This window comes from Candidatus Omnitrophota bacterium (assembly GCA_040755155.1).
Classification (GTDB): Bacteria; Hinthialibacterota; Hinthialibacteria; order Hinthialibacterales; family Hinthialibacteraceae; genus JBFMBP01.
Genome location: JBFMBP010000136.1, coordinates 75,672 through 91,524, shown reverse-complemented (window position 1 = coordinate 91,524; position 15,853 = coordinate 75,672). Strand labels below are relative to the sequence as shown.

Sequence of the window (15,853 nt, the reverse complement as noted above, 5' to 3'; positions counted from 1 at the left end):
TATGTTTCCAAATTTCATCAATTTGTTCGGCGTTCAAATCACTACGTATGGCTTGATGATTGCTTGCGCTTTCGCCGTTTTATGGCTCTGTTCGGTTTCGAGGGGGGAGAAACTAGGATATCCCGCGGATTTTATTCCCAACATTATGATGATTGTCGCCGTCAGCGCTTTCGTCTTCGCGCGCCTACTCCATGTCCTCGTCGATTGGGAGAGTTATGCGGAGCATCCCTACAAAATCGTTTTCTCCCGCGATGGATTCGTCTATCTCGGCGGTTTCGTAGGAGCGATTATAGCCACTGTCGTTTATTCGCGCTGCAAGGGAATTCGTCCCCTCGCCTTGGGCGATCTTTTTGCGCCCTATCTCGCTTTGGCGCAGGGCATAGGCCGCATCGGTTGTTTTCTATTCGGATGCTGCTACGGCGGCGTCTGCTCCCATAGTTGGGCGGTTCGATTTCCACAGGATTCGCCCGCGTTTTACGATCATCTCAACCGGGGTTTGATCGACGCAATGGCCTCCGCATCGCTGCCAGTTCATCCCACGCAATTGTACGAATCTTTTTTCAATTTTGCCCATTTCGCCGTCTTGCTATTGATTCGCTTACGGCAGAAATTTCTTGGGCAATTAGCGATGTGCTATTTGATGATTTACAGCGCGGGAAGATTCGCCATCGAATTTTTCCGGGGGGATTTCCGGGGGGCGCTTGGTCCGCTCTCGACATCGCAGATCATGAGCCTTCTTCTCTTTGCGGGCGGTTTGGCGGGTTATCTTATTCTCCGCCGAAGAATGATCTCACCCGAAACGATCGTCCTTCCCCAGACGGAATCCTGAATCCTGGCTTGGATGCAAGGCGGCGTTTGCGGTTACGCCGCGCCGTTGCAGCCGTAGTAATCGTATATTTTTTGGAACTCAAACTTATTCATACTTTGGAGGATAGGAAATGCGCATTGCGGTGATTGGAACCGGCTATGTCGGATTAGTGGCCGGAACGTGCTTCGCCGAATCGGGAAACGACGTGATTTGCGTGGATATCGACGAGAAAAAAGTGGAACGCCTGAACCGCGGAGAGATTCCCATTTACGAACCCGGTTTGGAGGAATTGGTCAAGCGCAACGTCAAGGAGGGCCGTCTCCGATTTACGACGAACGCCGCCCAAGCCATCGACGCCTCTCTGATACAATTCATCGCCGTTGGCACGCCGCAGGGCGAAGACGGCAGCGCCGATTTGAACTACGTGCTCGCCGTCGCCCGCGAGATCGGACGAGCGATGAACGGTTTTAAAATCATTGTCATTAAATCGACAGTCCCGGCGGGATCGTCGGAAAAAGTCCGTAGCGCGATTGCGGAAGAATTGAAAGCGCGTTCGGAAAATTACGAATTCGACGTGGTTTCCAATCCGGAGTTTTTGAAGGAAGGCGCCGCCATCGAGGATTTTATGAAGCCGGACCGCGTGGTGATCGGCGTGGATAACGTGCGCACCGCCGAGATTATGAAAGAACTGTATGCGCCTTTCGTCCGCACTGACAAGCCGATTCTCGTTATGGATAATCTTTCCGCCGAAATGACGAAATACGCCGCCAATGCGCTGTTGGCGACCAAGATTTCCTTCATGAACGAAATCGCCAACCTCTGCGAATTCTTCGGCGCCGACGTAGACAACGTGCGGCGCGGCATCGGCTACGATTCCCGCATCGGCTTTCCTTTCCTGTTTCCCGGCGTGGGCTACGGCGGCAGCTGCTTTCCCAAAGACGTGAAAGCCTTAATTAAAATGGGCGAGTCGGCGGAACGGGAAACGGAAATTCTCAAGGCCGTAGAGACCGTCAATCAAAGCCAGAAACGGGTTATGATCCCCAAAATACTGAAACAGTTCGATAACGATCTGAGGAGCAAGCGCATCGCCGTATGGGGATTGGCTTTCAAACCCAAAACCGACGATATGCGCGAAGCGCCATCACAGGCGGCTATCGAATCCTTGCTGCAATACGGCGCCGAAGTGACGGTATACGATCCCGTGGCCATGGAAAACGCCCGTTTGCTCTTTGGCAACCGCCTTTGCTACGCAGCCAGAAATTACGATTGTTTGGAGGGCGCAGACGCGCTGTTTATCGTTACGGAATGGGACGAATTCCGCCGTCCCGACTGGGAAAAGATGAAGTCGCTCATGCGCCAGCCGATTATCTTCGACGGGAGAAATATCTATACTCCCTCCAAACTCCGAGCTATGGGATTTACTTATTACGGAATAGGACGGCCTTAAGATGGATGCGCCTTCGCCTCCCCCTATTACAAGATACGCGGCGGCTTGGATGTTCTTGTTGTGGGCGACCGTCTTCGTCGTTTATCTGGGGCTGCGTTCGCATACGTTTTTTTCCAGTTTAGTTCATGACGATGGGTTGTTTCTCTACGCGGGCCAGGCGTTGGCGAATGGAGAATTGCCATACGAAGGTTTTTGGGATCATAAGCCTCCGTGCATATTTTTCTTTCATTCCATTCCTTTTTATTTTTTTCCCTTCTCCCTTGCAGCGGCGAAACTGCATGAAATCTTATGGCTTTCCTTCGCCGCCCTGCTGCTTTTCTATTTCTGCCAGAGACGCTTCCATCGCTTGACGGCTTTTGCCGCCTTATTTTTCTTCGTCTTCTGCACAAGTCTGCATTACACCGTGCGTTCCGGCGGCTTGACGGAAGAAACGGCTCTCTTCTTCGTCGTCCTTTGCTACTGGCAAATTCTGCGGCGGCGGGGCAAGTTGGGAGTCAACGCCTTCATCGCCGGATTGGCGCTCGGCGCCGCCATCGAATTCCGGCAGACCTTCGTCTTCACTTCCGTCTTTCTCGTGGGCGCGTTGCTGCATAACGCTCATCAACGCGACAAGAAATTCAAAGACGTGCTCGGCCCCTTTTTCGCCATGTGCGCCGGGCTGGCGATTCCGGAGATTCTTATCTCTTCCTATTTTTGGATTCATGGCGGCTGGCGTGATTATTTTGAAGCCAGTTATTTATTCAATCTTCATTACATCGGCCCCGCCCGCGCCAAGAAGCCTTTGGCAGAGATCCTGCGGATTCAATGGGAGTTCATCCAATGCGCCGGTCCTTATCTTTACTCCCCGTTTTTGACGTTGTGTACATGGCGCTGGATTCCAACAACCGCGCGCTGGATGACGCTTCCGTTGATTCTCGCTTTTCTTGGCGATATGGTCGCCGTTTCTTTGAGCGGAGAATTTTATTGCCATTACTATGTTCAGGCGGCGGTCTCTACCACGCTGCTTCTGGCAATGTTCGTTGAAGGCTTTATCGAAAAAACCAAAGATGTGCGGACGCAAGGATTCATCGCTCTCGCGTCTCTTGGATATGCGGGATTTGGGATTATATTGCTCCTACTTGTCGCCGTCCCCTTATACAGCGCCTCTCTGCGCTATCTCTCCGACTATCGCCAAATTCTCGCCGAGCGAAATTCACCCCTCAACGAATATCAAATGCAGCAAAGCGCCGCCCAGGCGGCGAAGCGGCTCACTGCGCCGGATGAAACGATTCTGCTCTTAGGGCAGTCGCCCAACTCCGTTTATATTTACTCCGGACGTTACGCCGGTTCGCGCTACTACCATTATTCTCCGATATGGAAATTGAAGCTGCGGGACGCGCTGAAGGAACGGCATATTAAATTATTTATGGAGGATATCCAAGCAAGGAAGCCGGTGATCTTGTTCGTCGATTTGAAACTTCCTGAATTGCGGGAATTGCGCGAGATGGATTTATTGGAGGAAAGCCGCCTCGATTTTCTTCCCGGATTCAAGCAATATCTCTTTGATAACTATATCGCTTTAGAAGCGATTTGGGACAATATTCCTTCGGAATGGTTCTGGTACGACGTGCGCAATATTATCTTAGTGCGAAAAGATAAAGTTGAGGAAATCAAGGCGCGAATTCAGCGAACGTCAGACGCCGCCGCGGAAAAATAATTGATAAAGAGTGAGCATAATTTCCAAAACGATCAAAATGACGATATACCATTCCACGCGCAAACTGCGCTGATTTTGCAATAGGTCTAATACCGTTTGCGCTGTGCGGGAAATCAAATCCAATTTATGCCGCAGCGCCGAATGGCGTTCGCGGATTTCGAACTCCTTCGCCAAGTGGGAATAAAGGCGCTCGAGATCGGGGCGCTCCCAAAGGATTTCCGGCTTGTCGCTCACTTCCACCCGCCCGATCATTTTCTGTTCGCTTAACAATACGTTGCCGATATGCTTGAGCAATTCTTTCGCGTGGCGGCCAACGCGGCTCTTTTGCTCCAGATTGGCGGCGAAGGGTTCGATGCGGTCGAAATACTGCGTTACTTTAGATTCTTGATAAGCCAGCACTACGCTTTTAGCCAATATATCGGCGACTAGCTGTAGCCGCTCGATAGCGGCGTCTTGCAGGACGATCTCGTTGCCTTCCATCTCTTCGCGTCCGGAGGGATCGATGCGCACTTCCACCGTTTCCGATTCCGGCTGCTCGTAAGGTTGGACGACCATTGGCTGAAGTTGGGTTAGGAAAGCCGCCTGTTCCATCGGCTCCGTATCGAACAACACCACGGCGCCATAGCGGAAAAGCGCCGCCGCGCCGCCTCCGCGCACGGATACGACGGCGGGAGAAGCGGCTAAACGTTCTGTAGTTTCCAAGGTTCGCAAATCGATGCGTTCGCCGACGAGCAGCGCGCACGCTTTAAATTTCTTTTTTTCCGTGATGGACATAGTCTGCACCGATCCGCCGCTCGATTCTATACGTATAATTGCGCATCTTTATCCTATCACGTTGGATGGCTTCTCTCTATCCGTTCTCTTATATCATAACAATATTCGATGGTGGGCTATGCTTCGCTTTGAGCCCACCCTACGCACCTTTGCGGCGTTTATTTTATGCATTCGCCGTCATTTCCTTGGCGAGAAGATTGATTCGGGTTAAGTCGATCTTGCCCGATCCAAGGGTGGGGATGGATTCGACGAAGAAGATGTTTTCCCGCTTAGGAATCCAGATTTTGGGCAGATCGACTTGCGTCAGCCATTGCCATAAACTCGGCGCGTCGATCTTCTTGTTTGTGTGCAGAACTACAAGCCTTTCGCCTTTTTCATTGTCTGGAATGGCTGTTACTACGCAGCGTTCTTCGCCAAGAAATTGGTTGACGGCTTCTTCAATTTTGAGATGGGGAACCATTTCGCCGCCGATCTTGCTGAAGCGGGACAGGCGATCTGTGATGCGCAGAAAACCTTCCTCGTCCATTGCCGCGATATCGCCTGTGACGTACCAACCATCGCGGGAAACTTCCTGAGTTTTTTCCGGCTGACGGAAATAGCCCAACATGCGGCCGGGACTTTTGGCGAGCAGCAAGCCTTCCTGGTTATAGGGAAGAATCTCGCCGGTTTCAGGATCGACGATTTTCACGGCGACGCCGGGAATCGGATGGCCTACGGTTCCCGGCTTATAGCCGGTTTGGCGGATCGTACCGTCCTCCGCGTCGGGGATATTGACGGCGATGGATGGCCCCATTTCCGTGCAGCCATAGCCTTCCAACAGATCGACGCCGAATTTTTCCTTGAAAGCCTCGGCGGTGGTGAGCCGCAATTTTTCCGCTCCTGCGACCGCGTAGCGCAGGGAGGAAAATTGTTCCGGCGGCACTTTGCGGATATAGGCTTGATAGAACGCCGGGGTGGAGATGATGACGGCGCAGCGGTGTTTTTCTACTAACTTGCCAATGGCGCCCGCGTCCAGCGGATTGGGATGATAAACCGCGCCGAAGCCGGAGAGAATGGGATACCAGAGCGTCCCCGTCAATCCGAAGGCGTGGAAAAAGGGAAGAACGCCCATGAGCTTATCGTTCTTTTTCAAGGCGAAAATTTGACTGAATCCTTCCAGATTGGAGACGATGTTATAGTGGGAAAGCATGATGCCCTTCGGCGTTCCCGTGCTGCCGCTGGAGAAGAGAATCGCGGCGAGGGCGCCGGGATCTTTCGTTTTAGGGGAATAGAAATATTGCAGCGCCCGCGACGGCAATAGATAGGCGGCGAGGGCGCAGACGGCTTTATCCGTTCTCGTCAATTGTTCCATGATATCTTCGAGAAAAATCATCTTGTCCGTTGGCTCTATGTGAGCGCGTTCGAGCAGCTGGCGGGAAGTAATGACGCAGCGCATCCCGGTTTGTTCTATCGAAGAAAGCAAGACGGAGCGCCCAACGGTAAAGTTGAGATTGACGGCGACTTTCCCCGCCAGATGAACGGCGATGTTAGCCAACGCTCCCGCCGCCGATGCGGGAAGCATAAGCCCGATCATCGCCTCGGCGGGATATTGTCTCCGAATCCAGCGGGCGAGCGTCATGGCGCCGATCAGCGTTCGGCCATAGGTCCATTCCTGGCCGCTCGAATCCGCCATGCAGAAGGCTCTCCACCGGCGTTTGGCGGTATGAATGAATCGCAGGTGCAGCAGATCCCGCTTTGTTTTGCGGCATTCGGCGGCGTCGGCGCCCAGTTCCAATACGGCCTGCCGCGTTTCCTGGGCGGAGGCGGATGCGGGCAGCGGTTTTCCGAATGAAACCGTGATGGGGTATGGAATGCATTGGGGCCATTTCCAAATGAAGCGCCCGGCTTTGTAACTGAACATGCTGCCCCACAACTGCGCAAGATGGACGGGAACAATAGGAACGTCCAACCCCTCGACGATCTTTTCCATGCCTCTCTTGAAGGACATTAGATGGCCGGTGCGGCTGATGGCGCCTTCGGCGAAGATGCAGACGATATGGCCATTGCGCAATTCTTCCCGCGCCCGTTTTATGGATTCCACGATATCTTTGCGGTTATCGCCGGAAACGGGGATGAAGTTCATCAGGCGGAAAAACCAGCGGAACGCCTTGATGTCGTAGATGGAGCGATGAACCATGAAGCGGATGAACCGCTGAATGCAGGCGCCTACGATCAAGCCGTCCACATAGGAAAGATGGTTGCATACTAGAAGCGCGGGTCCGCGCAGCGGGACGTTTTCCTGGCCGATAATGCGAATCTTGTAAAGCATATGCGTCGCCGACCAGAGAAGAAAGCGAATCAGGAAATCCGGCAATAGCCAAAGGATATAGATCGTTCCGCCGAGAGTAACGAATCCGAAGAGGAGAATTATTCCTTCGGGACTGAGATGAAAAATCGAACTGCAAATCCACAAAGCGGCGGAAGCGAGTAGAATCCCCGCCGTGTTGATGAAATTGCTGGCGCCGATGATGCGGCCTTTTTCGTCCGCCTCGCATTTTTGTTGGACGTAAGCGTACAAAGGAACGATAAACAATCCGCTGCAAAATCCCACCAGCATCAACAGCGCGGCGACGGCGGCGTAGGATTGCGCCGATACTCCCATAATCAGGCAAAACGCGCCCATGCCGATCGAGCCGATGGGAACCAATCCCAATTCCACCTTATCGCCGGAAAGACGTCCGGCGGCCAGGCTGCCGGCGCCGATGCCAACGGCGAGAAACGTGAAGAGAAGGCTGGTCTGCGCATTGTCACCATTCGTGATTTTTTGGCCGAGCAGCAACATATCCAGTTGGAAAAGCGCGCCCAAAAACCAGAAGTACGTAATTCCGATGACCGCCAGCCACAACGGCTTGCGCTGGCGCATCCGCTTGATCCCGATCCAAACTTCCGACCAAGGATTGATATTAAAAACATGCTGCGCCTTGCCTGCGTTTACGCGTGAGATGCCGAAACTGGCGAGCGTTCCCACGATGGCGATGGCGGTCGCCAGCAACCCGATCGCCCACAAAGTTTGGCCCCATTGATCGTAAAGATACCCCGAAATCGACGTTCCCAAGATAATCGCCAAAAACGTGCTCATTTCCAGCAAGCCATTGGCGCGAGAGAGTTCCTTGTCCGGCAGCATTTCGGGGAGGATGCCGTACTTGGCGGGGCTGAAGAGGGTGGATTGCAGCGCCATGAGAAACAACACCGCCAGCATGAAATCCATGCGTTGAAGATAGAAGGCGCAGACTCCCAGCGCCATAGATACGATCTCCATGCTTTTCGTAGCGATCAAGACGATGCGTTTATCGTAGAGGTCCGCCAGATTTCCAGCGTAGCCGGAGAATAGGAGGAACGGCAGTATGAAAACGGCGCCGATGAGGGAGATGGAGCCGCTCTCTCCGCCCATTTGCGCCGCCAGATTCAAGGTGTAGAGCGAAATGACCATTTTGAATATATTGTCGTTCAAGGCGCCCAGAAATTGCGTCCAGAGAAACGACTGAAAACCGAGCGACTTCAATAAGCCGGAATAGGTTCCCGAACTCATGGCCTTTCTCCTTAATTAATCACTATACTGTATACTAGTAAACAATAAAAATAAAAAAAATCAAGGGTGGAATAAAGATTTTTTAATTTGTACTACGTTTTCTCCCCTTCTCAGACTCCGTGTTATGCGCGAGCTAGAGGAATGAATTTGACTTCGACTCGTTGCCGTAAAGCGGCGGCGATTCGAGGCAGCATGGAAAGAGAATGTCCTTCCTAGTCGGCGTCTTCCAGCCGGCAAATCACGGACGGCGTTGTTCCTACTAATTCGGCAAGTTCTTTTTGGGTTAGGCCGGCTTTTTCCCGCAATTCAAAAATAGAACGAGCAATTTCGGCATTGGCGCGTTCTTCTTCCAATTCCGTCAATCGTTCGTGTTTTCCTTCAAAATAACGGCGGCGAAGGATTTCAACCGCGTCGGTAGTGGACTTTTGTTTATTGGACATGATTACTATTCCTTGTAGCGGGCGCCGTTAAAAATATATCTCCATTATTCCCCTTCAAACGCAAGCCTCAAGCGTCTTTTCTTCTCCGCAGGACAGGCAATGGGGCAGCAGGGAATGGCGTATGGCGCCGCACTGTCCGCAGGTTTCATAGAGTTTTTCGCCGCAGGAGGGGCAGGAATAGGGCTTCTCGTCCTCGGCGTTTTCGCGGCTGGGAACCGGGCCGATGAGTTTCGGTCCTTTAGCGCTCCAAACGGCTTGTTTGAAGGCGCCGCGCTCGATGGGATAGGCGCAGATGGGGCAGAGATGCTTGTTGTAGGCTTCCTTGTACTGTTTAAGCAGCCAATCCCGCTTCGGCGCCGCCGCCAGGCGGATCAGATGAACCAAAAAGGAGAGGACGATGGCGATGACCGCGCCGATGGCGATGTATTTGAAATAGGCGAGAGGCAAATGTTGAAACAAGACCGTTCCGGATTTCCAAAAAGAGGCGACGATGAACGAAATGGCGATCGGCGCATAGGTTCCGGCGCGTTTTTTGAAGAGCAACCAAGCGCATATCAGAAAAATCGGAAGCAGAAAACCGAGTTTTAGGCACGCCTTCTTGATTTCATGCTTGCGCGTAAGAAGGCGATACTCTTCTTGAGCCGGTTTCTGTTTTCCATTGATATCGATTTGCAGGGTTTCGATTTGCCGATCGAGGCTGCGCTGTTGTTCGCTAAGGTCGGCGATCGAACGATTGGCTTCCTGGAATTTCTTTTGATTTTCGAGGAATAAAGATTCGCTTTCCGCCAGTGCATCTTGTTCCGCTTCGGTGGGTTTGACGCCTTGTTGCAGGTTCAGTTTATGCAATTCCACGAGTTGGTTCATCGTTTGCTGGGAGTTCTCCGTACTGGTTCGCAATATTTCCTGGATATCTCGTTGGTTGCCGATTTGAGTAGAGAGAGTTTGCCGGGATTTTTTCAATTCCTCCATTTTGCCGTATAAGCTGCCGTCAATATGCTTTTTCTCGACTTTTTCGTAATCCGGCGGCGACAGTTTTTCAATATCTTCCAAAACAAAGCCGAAGAACCAAATCAACAATAACGTGAATAAGGCGCTGAAAGCGTAAATCAGATAGCGGTGCGTCTTGGGACCTCTTCTTTTTTCCCGGTTCGACATCGTCCTTCTCCATTCTTATATAAACTGTATACATATAAACAAATATAGGACGAAAACCTCCTCCTGTCAATAGGAAAATAGAAAAAAAAATCATCAACCCCCCGTCGAATGGTTACAGGCGGATTGGCGAGCCGTTACAAGAAGCGCTTCTTTATAGGGTGAGAATATTTAATTTCCCGTTTCAAGAATGTAGGTTTTTCCTTTGGCCGTCTCGAATTCGAGCACTCCTGCTTTGGGCGAGGAAGCGGGAACGCGGAAGCCGTCCGATTCCAACGAAACTGGAACGCCGATGCGCAGGCGGCAGGGAGCGCCGAGCAGGGAACGAATCTTGGCGCGAACGATTTTTCCTTGCTTCCATTCCATATCCACTTCGAATCCTCCCCGCGCCCGCAAGCCGTTTATCGAACCCTCGCTCCAAGCTGAAGGTAGAGCAGGCAGCAGGTGGATTTCCCCATCATGGCTTTGCAGCAGCATCTCGGCGACGGCGGCGGTTGCGCCGTAGTTGCCGTCGATCTGGAAGGGAGGATGATCGTCGAAGAGGTTGGTGAGGGTTGATTTGCGCAGCAGGGCGAGAATGTTCTCATATGCTTTGGCGCCTTCTTCCAGCCTTGCCCAAAAGTTAATGATCCAGGCCCGGCTCCAGCCTGTATGGCCGCCGCCGTTGGCCAGGCGATATTCCATCGATTTGCGCGCCGCCGCCGCCAATTCGGGCGTTCCTCGCAAAGTGATTTGGCTGCCGGGATGCAGCGCGAAGAGATGCGACATGTGACGGTGACCCGGTTCGGCTTCTTTGAATTCTTCCTGCCATTCCATCAGTCGTCCGTCGGAACCGATTTTAGGTAGGGCCAGGCGCTTGAGAGACGATTGAACTTTTTCTGTAAAATCATCTTGAAGGCTGAGAACCTTGGCCGCCGCCAGGCAATTGGAAAATAAGTCCCAGATGATTTCCTGATCCATAGAACAGCCCATTGAGAGATTGATCTTTTTGCCGTCGGGAGCGATGAACGTGTTTTCGGGGGATGTGGAAGGGCCGGAGACCAACTGGCCGGTTTTGGGATCTTCCGTGAGAAAATCGAGAAAGAACTCGGCGGCTTCCTTCATAATGGGATAACCGAGTTGGGAGAGAAATTCTTTATCTTCCGTATAAAGATAATGCTCCCATAAGTGATGGCACGACCAGGCCGCGCCCAGCGTCCACATGCCGTAACCTACATGACCGTTGGGGGATGTCCACCACCAGGCGTCGGTGGTGTAATGAGCGACGAAGCCCCCGCAGTTGTAAACGTCGCGGGCGGTATTGCGGCCGTTGGGACGCAGATTGTCGATGAGATCGAAGTAAGGTTGGACGCATTCCGAAAGATTGCAGACTTCGGCGGGCCAGTAATTCATTTGGATATTTATGTTGATATGATAATCGGAGCCCCAAGGCGCGTTGATGCGATCGTTCCAGATGCCTTGCAGGTTGGAGGGCATGCATCCAGGCCGAGACGAGCTGATTAAAAGATAACGGCCGTATTGGAAATAGAGAGCGATCAGTTGTTGATCCTCGCTGTCGTCTTTGACCGCTTTCAAACGCTGGTCGGTCGGAATCGCTTCCGCTTCATGGCCGCCCAGATCGAGATTTACGCGGCGGAATAGGCGTTGATGTTCGGCGATGTGAACGCGGCGCAGCTGTTCATAGGTTTTCTTGGCGGCGGAGGCGAGCGTTCTTTCGCAAATTTCGCCGGGATTTCGATGATTGTAGGTTGTTGCCGCTGTCAGCAGTAATGTTACTGCATCGGCTTTTTCGATATGTAAGCCGTTCTCGTCCGCCGTGACGTTCCCGCCTTCGGGCATCGCCAGCAGACGCGCTTCGAAACCAACGCCTGCCGAAGGTTTGCCGCCATCCGCCTGGCCGGTCATTATCAAAAAATTATTACCCTCCGCCTTCGTCTCGAAGTTCTCAGGGCGCGTCAAGTTGACGTCGAAAGTGAGAAGCCCTGGTTTATCGCAAGCGATGCGAACGACGATGACTTGATCTACGGGACTGGAAAATACTTCGCGGCAATATATCGCTCCGTTAACTTGATAGGATACTCGCGCAATCGCTTCGTCGAGATCGAGCTCGCGGCGATAGACGGAAGCTGCCGGGATGGAGGGAAAGCGAAGCATGAGATCGCCCAGCGTCTGATAACTGTATTTATCGAGATGCTCGCTCATGAATTCTTTTTGCACGAGATTCTGCGCTTCAGAATAATGCCCTTCGAAGATCAGTTTTCGCGCTTGCGGCAGATATTTGTATGCGTTTGCGCGGTCGGCGTTGCTGAAATGACCCGACCAGAGCGTATCCTCGTTGAGTTGAATGCGCTCCCCATCCGTCCCGCCGAAGACCATGCCGCCGAGGCGTCCGTTGCCGATGGGCAGAGCTTCCAACCAATTGGATGCCGGTTGACGATACCAAAGTTTCCAGTCGTTCTCCATTCCGCAAACCGAAGAAACGCCAACGATAATCATCATAAAACAGAGAAAAATCTTACTCAAAACGCTTTTCATTACATAATTCCTTCCTAACTAAATTTCACAAATGGTCTGATTTTTTATATGCGCGGCAATCATTCCATTTTTTCAGCCAATATCACCCCACCGTTACGCAGTTGCGGCCATTGTTCTTGCATCGGTATAACAACTCGTCGGCTCTTTTCAACAATTTATCCTGGTTGTCCGTGGGAAGAGCTAAGGTGGCGCCGATAGAGATCGTTACTTTCAGTTTCTTTTTGCCAACGATTAAACGCATTCTTTCTACGTGGTAACGCAGTCTTTCGGCGAAACTGAAGAGGCCGAATTTGTCGATATTCGCTACGACGCCAACGAATTCCTCGCCGCCCCAACGGCCGATGACGTCGTATGGCCTTTCGTTGCTTAAAAAGACTTTCGCCACCATCTTCAATACTTCGTCCCCCACGTCATGCCCATATTTGTCGTTAAAATCCTTGAAATGGTCGATATCCATCATGAGAACACCGAACGTGGAGCCATTGCGCAAAAACTCGTTGAGACGGGAATTCAAGTTGAAATCGATCAAGGCCCGATTGGGTAAATCCGTTAGAAGATCGATCGAGGCTTTTTCTTTCAGCTCCTTCATCTTTTGCTGCATATCCAACTTCATCGTAATATCCATGAAGTAATGCGCCGCTCCGGTAATGGCGCCCGATTTATCCAGCAAGGGGATAATACGCAGAAAGATAGGGGTTCTGCCGCCCTTTTTGCATTGTAGGTAAACCTCGATTTCGCGAATTTTCCCGTCTTCCAGAGTTTTTCCCACGGGACAAACGTTATGGCAAAGAGAATTTCCTTCCAAATCGGCGTGATCGAGAATTTCTTGGCAACAATGGGCGCCTATCGCTTTCGAAGCTTTCACGCCGGTTATTTTTTCGCATCCCCGGTTCCAATAAACTATTCGCATATTCCGGTCAATAAAGAATATGCCTTCATCCAAACCATCGATTAGATTTTCAAAAAGATAGGATTCCATCTCCATGACGAGTCTCTTTCATGTTGAAAACGATATCCGGGCAAATCCTTGGGGATATGTTCTAAAGCGCATTTTAAAGGATTATCGGCAGCTGAGATAGTTTTTAAAAGGAACGAGCCGAGGAATTAATTCACGGTTGAAGGCAGGGTATAGCGGACTGCGCTTCGGTTCGAATCCACTCAACGCAACAAAGAATTTGGGAAGTTATAACGAATCGATTTAGAGTTGGCTTAATACATCATCCAATTCCTGCTCGCTGATTGGTTTATAAGTAAGAACCTTTCCCAGCCGTTCGGCGATGGCGCGGGAGAAGCGGAATTGGATGCCGCTGAGGTCTCCTCCCTCGAAGCGGGCGGATTTGTCCCCGAAATCGTAGCGGAACGAGACGTAATTTTCTTGGCAAATCGTTTCGCCCGATGCTGAGGAGATAGCGATTTTTAGAATCCCCTCCATATCTGTCGTTGCGTAGCGGTTATGGAGTTTTAAAGGAAAATCGGAACCTTCTTCCCGGATAAAATGAGTGGAAATCGTTCTTCTGAACTTCGTGGATATGATTTCGATATCGTAAACTAATTGATTCGCTTTAATCGGAAGGGCTTGGGTGAATTTCTCTTCTTCCATTTTCAAATGATCCGCCAACATATGCTTAACGGAAGGAACTAAAATATCTTTTACGAAAACGGTTTCTATCATCTCCATAGGGACGGCGTAAGAAGAGGAAACAATTTCGCCTAACGTGCGGTGGGAATGCTCTTTTTGAACGGCAAGCGCTTCATCCAACTGGCGGGAGTCGATGACGCCCGAATCGATCAATGCTTGACCTAAGCGTTTCGATTGGCTCATTTAACGCTCCTTAAGCCAACCCGAATCGTTAAGCGTTCTGAAGCGATTCTCCAATTGGATTGTACTTGAAAGCGCATAAGAATCCCCGGCGGAAAAGAAATCTCATAAATTAAGATAAATTCAATGTACAATAATCAATTTAGAAAAAGATATCTATGTTTTCCAATCTTAAAAAGCCGTATAAGCCGTATTTTCGACAAAAAAAACCCGGACTTTCACCCAAAGGTCAAAATCCGGGAATTTTTTTTATTACATATACTGAACGCAATGGCCAATTCCCTATGAAGTTACCGTCTTTTCAATTCCTTACCCAAGATTTGGAAGGGTGAGGAATGATTCAACGAACTATCCTTAACTCTAACACAGAGGACGAGGGAATGGAATTACGTATCAGGAGTTAATTATCAATGCGTCAAGATGACCGACTTGACGCTTTCCAAAACAATGCCTTCATCCGCCATCGCTTGCAGATATTTTTCCGGGGAAGCGTTAAACTTGGCTTGGCAATCGTCGCAACAGAAATAAACCTTCTTCCCTTTATATTCTACCGCACTATCTTTATTGATGGCTTCGCCGCTCAGAGGACAAGCAGTCTGCGCCATCGTTAATATAATCGGCGCCTCTCCTTTTTTCAGCATCGCCGCGAGCGACTTATCCCAATCTTTGACGAATTTCGCCTTGCAATCCGGGCAACAGAATTTCACCATGACGTTGTTTTTAATAACGTAAGCTTCATCATTTACAGGCTTTCCCGAAAGCGGACATACGGTTTGGGTTTTGAAATTCGCCGCCAGAGCCGGTTCTTCGCCATTGGCGCGGATTTTTTGGATGGCGCCCAATGGATCTTTCTTCACAGCCGCGATGCAATCCGGACAGCAGGTTTTTATGAGATATCCCATATATTCCACAGAGTTTTTCTCGTCGACTTTTCCGGCCATAACCGGACATTTGCTCTGCGGTTTTCTCTCCTTCATCGCTTTCAATTCCACCGCGATTCGTTTATCTTCTTTTTTCGCTGAGGCATTTTCCGAAGCGAAAGCGAACAGAGATAAACCCAAGCAGAAAACGCTTAAAACCATAATACTCATAACCTTTTTCATTACAAAAACCTCCTGATTTAAAGTATTCGGCGTAATCGCCAAAGATTATTATATAAGTAAAATATATAAAGTGCAAAGTATATAAATTCAGAAAGCGAGAAGGAGTTCAGATAAATCGTATATTCTCAATGACATAGAACATATTTCCCATGAAATCAACCTTAACGGAAAACGCGGAGGACGAATATTATCTCTTGTAGATTCGATCGAAACGGAAACGATGATGCTCGAACTTTCAGCCATTCGGGAAAAGATCAAAGGCTGACTGCGTCTTGCCTTTGCCCCCCTTTGGCGCTATCCATTTATCATATCTTCCGCAACCCAATTTTGCAAATAATATGATCTCATGTAACGCGTGATGGGTAATTAAAGGAATCTCTTTCTATCGTCGTTGGAATCACAAAGACGCGAAAGGAAAATGAAAGACGCGAAAAAAGAAAAGAAGAACGGTTGGCTAACAGATTCGCATCGCCGCCAAGATTTTTCCGTGAAATCCAAAAGAATCCACGAT

The 15,853-nt window shown here is 50.4% G+C and carries 11 protein-coding genes; 3 read left to right on the top strand and 8 right to left on the bottom strand.

The window, feature by feature from the left end:
• The first annotated feature begins 1 nt into the window (after position 1).
• From lgt to AB1656_20560, 3 genes are all read left to right on the top strand, one after another.
• Positions 2 to 829: a prolipoprotein diacylglyceryl transferase gene (lgt, locus tag AB1656_20570; protein ID MEW6237788.1), complete on the top strand. Its 828-nt coding sequence runs from the start codon at positions 2 to 4 to the stop codon at positions 827 to 829.
• Between the two features lie 109 nt (positions 830 to 938).
• A complete protein-coding gene (locus AB1656_20565) occupies positions 939 to 2,255 on the top strand; it encodes a UDP-glucose/GDP-mannose dehydrogenase family protein (protein MEW6237787.1) in 1,317 nt (438 codons plus the stop codon).
• Between the two features lie 49 nt (positions 2,256 to 2,304).
• The gene (locus tag AB1656_20560; GenBank protein ID MEW6237786.1) at positions 2,305 to 3,951 is read left to right on the top strand and encodes a hypothetical protein; all 1,647 of its coding nucleotides are present in this window, start codon (positions 2,305 to 2,307) and stop codon (positions 3,949 to 3,951) included.
• Here the strand turns inward: AB1656_20560 and AB1656_20555 are convergent.
• The 8 genes from AB1656_20555 to AB1656_20520 all read right to left on the bottom strand — a co-directional run bounded on the left by AB1656_20555 (position 3,928) and on the right by AB1656_20520 (position 15,342).
• Positions 3,928 to 4,725, bottom strand: a complete 798-nt coding sequence (locus AB1656_20555) for an RMD1 family protein (GenBank protein ID MEW6237785.1) — start codon at positions 4,723 to 4,725, stop codon at positions 3,928 to 3,930. The two genes, AB1656_20560 and AB1656_20555, sit on opposite strands and share 24 nt — an antisense overlap.
• 163 nt (positions 4,726 to 4,888) lie before the next feature.
• Positions 4,889 to 8,293 (bottom strand): acyl-[ACP]--phospholipid O-acyltransferase, encoded by a 3,405-nt coding sequence (locus AB1656_20550; GenBank protein ID MEW6237784.1) that lies wholly within the window; start codon positions 8,291 to 8,293, stop codon positions 4,889 to 4,891.
• A gap of 212 nt (positions 8,294 to 8,505) precedes the next feature.
• A complete protein-coding gene (locus AB1656_20545) occupies positions 8,506 to 8,733 on the bottom strand; it encodes a helix-turn-helix transcriptional regulator (protein MEW6237783.1) in 228 nt (75 codons plus the stop codon).
• A gap of 54 nt (positions 8,734 to 8,787) precedes the next feature.
• Positions 8,788 to 9,888, bottom strand: a complete 1,101-nt coding sequence (locus AB1656_20540) for a hypothetical protein (protein ID MEW6237782.1) — start codon at positions 9,886 to 9,888, stop codon at positions 8,788 to 8,790.
• Positions 9,889 to 10,056: 168 nt separating this feature from the next.
• Positions 10,057 to 12,420 (bottom strand): glycoside hydrolase family 95 protein, encoded by a 2,364-nt coding sequence (locus tag AB1656_20535; protein ID MEW6237781.1) that lies wholly within the window; start codon positions 12,418 to 12,420, stop codon positions 10,057 to 10,059.
• Between the two features lie 82 nt (positions 12,421 to 12,502).
• On the bottom strand, positions 12,503 to 13,405 hold the full coding sequence (locus tag AB1656_20530) for a sensor domain-containing diguanylate cyclase (GenBank protein MEW6237780.1): 903 nt from the start codon (positions 13,403 to 13,405) through the stop codon (positions 12,503 to 12,505).
• A gap of 213 nt (positions 13,406 to 13,618) precedes the next feature.
• Entirely contained in the window at positions 13,619 to 14,242 is a 624-nt protein-coding gene (locus tag AB1656_20525; GenBank protein MEW6237779.1) for a hypothetical protein, read from the bottom strand.
• A 404-nt stretch (positions 14,243 to 14,646) separates the two neighbouring features.
• Positions 14,647 to 15,342 (bottom strand): YHS domain-containing protein, encoded by a 696-nt coding sequence (locus AB1656_20520; GenBank protein ID MEW6237778.1) that lies wholly within the window; start codon positions 15,340 to 15,342, stop codon positions 14,647 to 14,649.
• Positions 15,343 to 15,853 lie beyond the last annotated feature (511 nt).